The following is a 9,637-nucleotide window of genomic DNA, read 5'->3' as shown; positions in this document are numbered from 1 at the left end:
CTTGAGCGACCGATTCGATGCGTTCTGGCAAGACCGCGCCAACACGCACGCAGCCCGAAATGATGCTCTGAAATTCGCCGCCTAAAATTCCACAACCGTCTTATTCACCACAATTATGTCCTGCACCATTCATATCTTGTTCTTCGCCTTGTGCGGAGGTCCGAGGCTCCTAAGCCGTTGCGGGTTCACTCGAATCCACAACTTTTCGTTCCCAGCCAAGGCGAAATTGTTTTGGTGGCTGGGAAGACTCTCGACACTTTGTGGAGAGAGATAGGCTGGTGAGTCAATCGCGCGCATGACCAGAATCCTTCGGGTTGTCGATTTCCTTTTTCCTTTAGTAACTTGGAAAGGAGTCTCGCAGATCGGCCAGAACTGACAAGCCGAATCTGAACCCAGGTCGAGCGCCTGATCCACGAGTCGTCCAAGGAACGATGGATTTTCGTAGCCGCGTCCTTTCATGAATTCTTCTGCGCATCCAACTTCAGCCGTCTCCGTCTGGCGTCTCAAGTGAAGACATCAGCGTTCAACCAACTGCATCACACGGGGTCGAGCCTCCGAGTTTGTAAGGTCCTTTTAGGCGGGGCTGGAAGGAAAGGCAAAGGAGGAAACTACGAATTTGCCGGGGACAAATACGATAGTAATCCTACGACTCGTAAACGGATGAGTGCAGACTGCGCAGCGGCAGCAACTCCGGATCTGCCGGCTTTTGAAAAATGGCTCAGCGGTCCGCCTGGGGCTGCCTGGCAAAAGAGTTACGCGAGTAGAGGCCCGAGACGCGGCCAATATTTCGCGATTCCTCCACGAAATGGCGGTTCTCGATCACCTCGTTGGGGCGGTCCCAGATCGAACCGGGGCGGGTGAAGATCGAAATGCAATCGATGAGCGCGCTGCCCGACCAGTTGATGATTTCCTGGCCAATGCACCGCAAGCCCGCCCGCTCACAGTATTGCTCGAACAGGCCGGCGCTCATGCTCAGCGCGCGCGCGCAGTCGTTGACAAGAATTCCCCTTTGAATCAGGAAACGCTTGCCCCGGCGGAGGCCTTCCCGGAGCGGCGAATGAACTTCCGCTCCGTTGGGGCCGTGGTTCGAGGCCGGCGTTCCCGGGCCAGGCCGGCGCATTTTCAGGAGCGAGAAATAAAATCCGTAACGCGCCGCGTTGGAGTGATGAATGAAACCGGCTCCGTTCTTGGTGAGCTTGCGCGCCAGTTGCCGAACATACGTTTCCAGAACGTCCGCCTCCGCATGCACCAGCGAATCGAAGCTGAACACGAAATCGACCGATTGATCTTCCACCATGTCCAGCGATTTGCCGTCGTTGACAAAATAGCGGATGTGATTCGAGGACGCGAAGCGCCGCCGGCAATGATCGATGCACCCGGCGCTGAGATCGACGACGGTGAGCCGCTGGCTGAGATCCTTCAGAAAGCGCGTCCAACGTCCGTAGCCCGGCGCGATTTCCAGAATGGATTCGCACGGGACAAAGGCGTGGATGCGCGGCAGCAAGGTGCCCCACCATTGGGCTTCCGACCCGCCCCAGGGCAAAGACCATTCCTCGCCCTGCTGCGTCCAGTCGTATTCGCCGTTCCAACACTTGACGTTTTCTTGGATCGTGGGCATGACGCGCCTCTTCTAACACCGCGCCGCGCTCGGTAAAGAGAAAAGAGGAGAAAGAGTTACCCGACATCAAACGGCGGTGGAGCGAGACTCCCGCCGAGCCGTGGCCGACGTACTGGCAATACGTTGGAGACGGCTCGCTGGGGACAGGCTCGCCCTACCGAAGTCGAACGGAGAAACTGCTGGAAGCAGGAATTGTCGAAATCAGCTAGCCCTCCAGAGCCCACGAAACACGCCAAACACACGAAATCGCCGCATCATCGAGAAAGGTTAAACCGACCTGCGAGTGAAACCACCTTTCTTCTTCGGTGTGTTTAGTGGGCATTCTGGTTACCACCACGCTGGCAGATCACTCAAGGTCTCCTTCAAAATCCTGCGCAGCGCGTTCTTTTCGCCGGGTGAAAGGTAGGCGTATTCGGGATCTGGTTTCGCCACATCCGTCGCCTCTCCCAAACGCCGATACACCCTTTCCTTTATGACCGAGGGCAATCCCTGAAACGCCGCGCTGTAAATCATGTAGCTGCACCGATGCTTGAACAGGCGTGTGCGCAAATCGAAATCCTTGAGCGACGAACCGTCGTCGGCGGTCTTTCTATTGCGCTGAAAATCTTGTTTGAAAGCCGGATCCCCTTGCACGCCGCCTTCGGGCAGCGGCGCCTCATCCGCGAAGAGCAGGTAGCGCGAAAGCTGGCGCGCTTGCCTGTCCAACTCCTCCGCTTGTTCTTTGTTAAGCCGGCCTTCGCCGGCGTGCAGGTAGGCGCGCCCGCGATAAGCCGCTTCGACGGCCCGGTTCACGAAACCGGCCTGATGTTCGTGCAGGAGATGCGGAAGGATGTCGCTGGTCGCAGCGGGATAACGGTCCCAGTCAAAATGCCGGCCTGGCTCAACCGGGATTTTTGTCAGGCCCTCCGGAGACAGGCGCCCCGTCAGATTTCCCCAATGATTGGTGATCGCGTGTGCTCCAGTGACGTACCATCCGCCAAAGCGCTCCGAGAACGGCACGCTGTGGCCGATTTCGTCCGTGCGGAATGAATCGAGGCTGCCGCGGTTGGGGCCGGAGACGACGGATTTCACAAGCAACCCCGGCACGGAGCGAGTCTCGGAAGCGGCGTGGCAGTTCATGCAGCGATTGGAGCGCTCGATGCGCAGCGGTTGTTCGTCGCGCGGAAGGTCGAAAATGTAAAATATCCCGCCCAGTTCGGGATCGAGCGACACGATTTCGATGCGCCCGCCCTGAACGTAACCCAAATACAGATCCTCGCTGAAATAGAGCGCGCGCGGTCGCGAAGTGGAAATCAGGCTGAGCTGCAAGCTCGTGGTTGAAAAAACCAGCAACTGCGAACTGGCGGGAATATCGAGCGCCTTCAGCAGACTGGCTACAAACGCCTTTTCACTCGTGGAATCCAGGACGATTCGGCGCGACTCCAGGTCGGCCTTGAGCTTTGTGAAACAGTCGGTGGGCGTGCGTTGCCAGTAATTGTGCGGCGGTTGCGCGAAATCGTCATATCTCGGCAGTTCGAGCGCCGCGCTCGTGCTGGCCCAGCACAGCGGCAGAATCAACAGCATCCGGTGATTCATTCCTACTTCAACACCGAAGTGCGCTCGTGAATCCAGGCCAGATCCGTGTTCCTGGGCGATTGGAAGTTGTGCCCAATCTTCACCCCCAGCGCCGCCGTGCGGAAGGTCCTAGGGTCGCGCCAACGATGCGCTTCGGCGTGGCCGTCGGCAAAGGACAACACGCCCCCGCGGTTGTGATGCGTGGCGGGAAAATGAAAGAATTCATCCGACGCCCGGCCCGGCATCAGGACAATGAACGCCGGGGTGCAAAGGTTTTGCGGGGTGAGATCCATGAACGCGAACGTGTTCGCAGGCGCCGGGATGTCCGAGGCTTTGGCGAAGACGCGATACCGTTCAGATCGGTGCCGCTCCATCGAACTCGTCGGCCCCAGATACATGTTCAGGGAGTAGCTTCGGACCTGCGGCACGGGTTTTCCGCGTTCGACGACGTACGTCGTGGAATCAGACGGGCACTTGTAGATGTTTTTGGCGGTGAGGTAGCGGGCAAATGCTGCGTATCGGGGATCGAGAAGGTACATCGCGTTCGTAAACGCCGGGATGAAGCTGTGGTAATCTCCGTTCACCCAGAGTGTGTCTCTTCCGACAGAACCGCCCGATTGCGCGCCGTTGGCGACGAGGCCTTCATTATGGTCGGCGCTGTAAAGCACCCAGGTCAGCCCCAATTGCTTTAGGTTGTTGAGACACTTGATCCGATGCGCCTCTTGCTTGGCTTTCGCGAGCGCGGGAAGGAGCAATGAGGCGAGGATCGCGATGATGGCGATGACGACGAGCAGTTCGATGAGGGTGAAAGCGGCTTTGGCTTGCCTGGCGCAGGATGCCTTCATAGCAGGGGAACTTTTACACGGTTCACCTCCTGCTCGCCACTCCGAAAATCCGAAAATCCGAAATTGAATAAGGTGAGGCGAAGCGCGTGCCGAGCCAATGCCATCGAGGAAAAGTTCGGCGGGAGTCCACCGTTGTGGATCGATGGGTTACTCAGGAAAATCCTTGGCAGAACGCATCAGATCTTCACCGGCCGCCGTTTCTTCCTCTCCCCGCGAGGCACGAGGGGGGAGAGGATTGAGGAGAGGGGAACTTGTTCAAGAACAAACTCCTCTCCCCGACCTTGTCCACTTCCTGCGTCGGAAGAGAGGGAATGATAGGCTTTTGGGAAACGTGAACACCATCGGTTCACTGGGCGTTTAGATGCGTCGCCCTGGCGGAAAATCTTCTTGGAGTTGCGCCGGATTCAGCGCATTATCTCCCCGTCAACCCGCAGCCAACTACTATGAATGCTCGACGCCTTTTCTTGTACCCGCTTTCCCGCCGCGCCGCGTTTACGCTCATCGAACTGCTCGTCGTCATCGCCATCATCGCCATCCTTGCTGGGATGTTGCTGCCTGCGATGGCCCAGGCCAAAGAAAAGGCGCGCATGATCAAATGCCTGAACAATTCGCGGTCGCTGGCTCTGGCGTCCGTCCTTTACGCCAGCGATAATCAAGATTTCTTCCCGGTCCGCATCGATGTGAACCGGTGGCCCACCCAACTCAAGCCGTACTACGATACTCTGGAAGTCCTGCGTTGCCCGAACGACCGGACCAAGGAGCAAAGCCAGTTCGACGCCCGGCAACGCACCCGGACGCCGCCGCTGCCTCCCGACGACGCATTTCGCAGCTACATCATCAATGGATGGAACGATTACTTTCGTGAAGCGCTGGGACGAAGCTACGACGTCGGTTCGACTCCGAATCAAAGAATGTTGCTCAGCGCCATCCGCTTTCCTTCGGAGACCATCGTCATGGGCGAAAAGAAGTTCGATTCCGACCATTATTACATGGATTTGATGGAACCTTCCCGCGACGGCGCGCGAGGCAATGACGTCACGGAAATCGAACGCGGACGGCACTCCGGGGGCCGCGGACAAAACAAAGGCGGCGGCGGGATGTACATGATGGCCGATGGGAGTGGCCGATTCATCAAGTACCGCGGCCTGCTCTATCCGCTCAATCTATGGGCCGTAACGGACCAGTACCGGACGAACTACGCACTGAGTAACTGAAGGCGGCAGATGGGATCAGGTTGGCTTGCCTGGCGGTTTCTGCAATGGGGCATCTTGGTTTCGAGAGTCGAGAATCAGCCTTCCACGAGCGCCTCGTCGCCGACCGTCGAGACGGTTTTCCGAGCGATTGAGCTGCCGTCAGCCGGACGAGAGTTTCACATTCGGATCTTCGAAGAGGTCCAGGGCTTGATTGTAGAGAAGTGCGGCCTCTTTCCAGGCGGGCAAATCCTCGAAGTGTTCGTATTTTGCCATGGGAAGTTTCTCCTTTCGGGCCCAGATCGTGGAGGCTTTACGGAAGAAGGCAAGCTCTTTTCAGGCAGTCGCCTGTCATTATTTGGCATTTGCCATCTGTCGTTTGACATCGATTCTGCGCTTGCTAAAACTCACGGAGCCGCCGCACTTCAACGAACCGCACACCCAGGTTTGTGTGGCCCTCCGTTAACCAGGCTTCCAGCCGATTCGGGCCTCTCTTCAGTTGAACGGAGCTGAATTGGCATTCTGCGGCCCCGGCTTGAAGCAAGTGTTCTACGCGCACGTCGCCGATCTTCAAATGGGCGGTGGCCGGATTCTTCAACGCACCGAATTGAAGCGAAATGGAGTAAAGACCGCTCGCCGCAACCTGCACCTCCCAGTATCCCAGAGAATCGGCGCGCCAACCCGCTTGCGGACCACGCCAATCCTGGCGCGTCAGAATCGTAGGGTTCTCCCGGGGTGAACCGATCGATATGCGCGGCGGCACGGTGTAATCCCGCCGACGGGTCACGTCTTTGAACCAGCGCTCATATCCCTTCTTCATGCTCTCCACGATCTCCGGGTTCTCAGGGGCGATATCGCGGAATTCGAGCGGATCGTTCGCCAGGTCATAAAGCTTGAACGCGGGGGGATTCGTCCAGGTTCCTTCTGGAACACCGCCGGGCTGGACGAGCTTGTGGCGCTGGGATCGGGCCGCAAAAGCGCGATACAGTTGTGGCGTGTCGCCGCGATGCCATTGGAAATAGAGCGTTCGATCCGGCCAGTTCACGGCTGAACCGCGCAAAAGCGGCAGCAGACTTTTGCCATCGAATTTCACTCTTGCCGGCTTCCTCGCGCGGCACAGATCGAGCAAGGTCGGCGCAATATCGATGTGCGCGGCGATGCGATCCACCGCGCGCCCCGCCTCGAATTGGGCGGGCCAGCGCACAAAGAACGGCACGCGAATGCCGCCTTCGTGGACGCTGCCTTTGCGCTGGAACATTCCGCTGTTGTAGCGCACCTGTTGGGGCCCGTTGTCCGTCATGAAGATCACCACCGTGTTTCGCGATAAACCCCATTCGTCCAACTTCGCCGTCAGCCGGCCCATGTTGTCATCGATGTTCTCCACCATGCCGTACACTTTCGCGATCATGGCCTGATCCGCCTTTCCAGGCAGCGCGTGGCCTCGATTGGGAAACTCGGAGTGAGAAAGGTCCAGCCCGCGGTACTTCCCCAAGTATTCATCCGGCACTTCCAACGGCGTGTGCGGAGCGTTAAACGCGAGATAAACGAAGAAGGGGTTCTCCCGGTTCCGTCGGATGAACTCGATCGCGGCGTCGGTGATGACATCGCTCACATAGCCCTGGGTCTTCAGGGGCTTGCCGTTGTGCTGAAGAATGGGATCGAAGTAACTCTCCCCGCTCGGCGGATCCGACGGTTGGCCAATGCCGCCGCCCTTCAGCACAAGCGCTTCCTGAAATCCCTGGTCGATCGGGCGCATGGGATAGGTGTCGCCGAGGTGCCACTTGCCAAAGATCCCCGTGCGATACCCGGCGCGCCCGAGCATTTCTGGCAGCGTCACCTCGCCCGGCTCCATCAGAGAGCGCCCCAGGTAGGTGTCCACGACGCCGGTGCGATAGTTGTAGCGCCCCGTCAACAAACAGGCGCGCGTGGGCGAACAAACGGGCATGACATAGAAATTCACAAAGCGAACGCTTTCCCGCGCCAGTTGATCCAGGTGCGGTGTCCGAATCTTCGGGTTGCCGTGAAAGCCCAGGTCACCGTGTCCCTGGTCATCCGTGATAATCAGGACGACGTTTGGACGCGTGCGGTGGGCGGCGGCCTGCGAGTTGAAGACTGGGGCCGGAAACGTGGTGGAAGCGGCCACAAGGAGTGCGGCCATCGTGGACGCGCGCCAGGTGTTGCCTGTCTTGATCGGCGTGGTTGTCACAACGTGAATGTTCGTTTTCATTTCAAGATTGGGGAAGTCCTGCGGTCCATCGTTCGATGAGGTTCACACCTTGTTGCGTGAGGCGGCGACGCAGATCGGCAGACCAGCAGGTCTGCCCTACCGTTCTTGGCAGGAAGAAGGGGTCAACGCGGTCCAGCCGCACGCAAGAGTTGCAGCGCGGCTTGCGCCCGCGGATCGCCGCGCTGGGCGCCTTCGATGGCGCGGTCGTAGGCCTCCGAAAGAGCTTGGCGATAATCTTTCGCTTGTTGCGCGTTGAACCGGGTGCCTTGCAACTGAAGTTGCGCCAACCTGGCTGCGGCTTCGTCCACGTTTCCCGCTTTCAAAGAAGTTCGGGCAGCTTCGATGAATTGCGCCGAAGTGATGGCTGCGGCGCCCGCCGCCGGTTCCGGTGCGGTGGTCTCTTCCTGAGCCGGAGTCGGCTGAGATGCAGTTGCCGGAGCAGGCTTTTCGGTTTCGACTTTGGAACCGCAGCCAGTCAGCGCGAAGCAAAGGAGGCCCGCGAGGAGGAGGTTCGTAGAAAGCTGCCATGACCACGGCGCAATGCACACGAGCCATGAACGGGTAAGGACGCGTTCCACCGCGTCCCTGGAATCGCTCTTCCGATCGCTAATTGAGGTCAGGGACGGAGTGGAATCCCTCCCTACCCGGTTCAGCGGAAGCGCTGGTTGAGTCATGAGATTCCGGGGGAGATTGGGATTCTAATTTCGGCCATTGCGCGTGCCCGGAACGTACCACGCATCATTCGGCCCGTCGAACGACGGTTCCTGCGGCCAGATGTTCGGTCCCGCCATCTGGCGCGAGAGCCACTTGGCCAGCGGCGCCGTGAAAGCCGAACCGGTCAGGTTCCCGAACGTGCCGATCCCTTTCACTTTGTCGCTTTGGTCCTTGGCGATTCGGCTGGAGCCGTGCCGGCGCGAAATGCCTTCGTGCGGCGTGCTGCTGGCGTCATTGAAAATATATTCGCTCTGCATTTCGTCCGCTTCCCAGATCAGCATTCCGGTAGGCCGGAATGTGGACAACGTCCATCGAGACATGAGGTTCTGGGGCATGGGGCCCGTGTCGTAACCGTTGATGGCGCCGTTCCAGAGATAGCTGATGATCTTGATGTCGCGGCGGATGTACTGTTTCTGCTTCACACCGGTTTGTCTTTCTGAGAAATCCTTCGGGCAAGTCATCACTTTCTCCGAGTCGAGGTAGTTTCCGAGCTGGCCTCTTTTGAAGCTCTGCACCTGATTGGAGTAAGTGTTCGGGTCGTTCTTCCCCGCGCCGGGGAACCGCGCCAGATCTTTCGAGTAGGCCCAGGAATCGCGGTCCGGCAATCCGCCCCACCCGCAGAACGGGATGTAATCGTTGTTGTCCCCGGCGAAGCTGTGGGCCGCCAGAAGGATTTGGCGAATGTTGTTTAGATCGGTCACGAGGAACGACCGATCCTTGGCGCTCTTCAAGGCCGGCAAGAGCAGGCTGGCGAGAATGCCAATGATGGCAATGACGACCAGCAGTTCGATGAGGGTGAAAGCCGAATGGCGACGCGGAGGAACAGAAGGATGGGTTGTCATGAACTGGTCTTGGTGCCATCCCAACAATCAATGTCAAGGCCTATTTGGGAAGTCAGCATTCTCATTTCGGACTGCTCCCCGGACGTCGAACGCTTCCAGGGTAGAGCGAGTCCGTCCCGGCGAGCCGTGTCCGACGTATGGGGACCACGTTGGAGGCGGCTCGCTGGGGACAGGCTCGCCCTACCGAACTCAAACTGAGAATCGCTGAATCGCTGGGGCCAGTCGTGAAGCGGCTTGCCAAGGTTCAGCCGTGGAGGAAACCTACCCCAGGCCTCGCAAACTCGTGCCCGGTGCACCGCATGATATGCCAGGGCGTTCACATGAAGATTCTAATCGCTGAAGATGACGCGGTCGCGCGGATGCTCCTGACGAGAACGTTGCACAAGTATGATTACGAGGTTGTGGCCGTCACCGATGGCCGCCAGGCCTGGGAAAAACTCAAGGGAGCACACTTCCCGATTCTGATTTCGGACTGGATGATGCCGGAGATGGACGGCCTGGAATTGTGCCGAACGATCCGTCAGAGCGTGTCCGAAAATTCCGCGGGGTCCTGTTTTCGCGCCAAAGGCCGGATGGCGAGGCGCGACGAAGGAGAATATCCTCCCTGGATCTTCGACTGAGGAGCAACGAAGCCAGGCGGCCTTTGG

The 9,637-nt window shown here is 58.6% G+C and carries 8 protein-coding genes; 2 read left to right on the top strand and 6 right to left on the bottom strand.

Annotation, left to right across the window (positions count from 1 at the left end):
- Positions 1 to 718: 718 nt before the first annotated feature.
- From FJ398_22005 to FJ398_21995, 3 genes are all read right to left on the bottom strand, one after another.
- Entirely contained in the window at positions 719 to 1,618 is a 900-nt protein-coding gene (locus tag FJ398_22005; GenBank protein ID MBM3840584.1) for a class I SAM-dependent methyltransferase, read from the bottom strand.
- 327 nt (positions 1,619 to 1,945) lie between these two features.
- On the bottom strand, positions 1,946 to 3,193 hold the full coding sequence (locus FJ398_22000) for a hypothetical protein (GenBank protein MBM3840583.1): 1,248 nt from the start codon (positions 3,191 to 3,193) through the stop codon (positions 1,946 to 1,948).
- A 2-nt stretch (positions 3,194 to 3,195) separates the two neighbouring features.
- A complete protein-coding gene (locus FJ398_21995) occupies positions 3,196 to 4,017 on the bottom strand; it encodes a type II secretion system protein (protein MBM3840582.1) in 822 nt (273 codons plus the stop codon).
- A gap of 443 nt (positions 4,018 to 4,460) precedes the next feature.
- On the opposite strand from FJ398_21995, the gene FJ398_21990 reads away from it, so the two are divergent.
- Entirely contained in the window at positions 4,461 to 5,231 is a 771-nt protein-coding gene (locus tag FJ398_21990) for a type II secretion system protein (protein ID MBM3840581.1), read from the top strand.
- A 376-nt stretch (positions 5,232 to 5,607) separates the two neighbouring features.
- Here FJ398_21990 and FJ398_21985 read toward each other — a convergent pair whose 3' ends face one another.
- From FJ398_21985 to FJ398_21975, 3 genes are all read right to left on the bottom strand, one after another.
- Entirely contained in the window at positions 5,608 to 7,434 is a 1,827-nt protein-coding gene (locus FJ398_21985; GenBank protein ID MBM3840580.1) for an arylsulfatase, read from the bottom strand.
- 122 nt (positions 7,435 to 7,556) lie between these two features.
- Entirely contained in the window at positions 7,557 to 8,012 is a 456-nt protein-coding gene (locus FJ398_21980; protein ID MBM3840579.1) for a hypothetical protein, read from the bottom strand.
- 120 nt (positions 8,013 to 8,132) lie between these two features.
- Positions 8,133 to 8,990: a type II secretion system protein gene (locus FJ398_21975; GenBank protein ID MBM3840578.1), complete on the bottom strand. Its 858-nt coding sequence runs from the start codon at positions 8,988 to 8,990 to the stop codon at positions 8,133 to 8,135.
- A gap of 137 nt (positions 8,991 to 9,127) precedes the next feature.
- Between FJ398_21975 and FJ398_21970 the strand changes: the two genes are divergently transcribed.
- A complete protein-coding gene (locus tag FJ398_21970) occupies positions 9,128 to 9,610 on the top strand; it encodes a response regulator (GenBank protein ID MBM3840577.1) in 483 nt (160 codons plus the stop codon).
- Positions 9,611 to 9,637: the final 27 nt, after the last annotated feature.

The organism is Verrucomicrobiota bacterium (genome assembly GCA_016871535.1).
Classification (GTDB): Bacteria; Verrucomicrobiota; Verrucomicrobiia; order Limisphaerales; family SIBE01; genus VHCZ01.
Note: the sequence above shows the minus strand (reverse complement) of the source record. Positions and strands in the feature narration are given on the sequence as shown.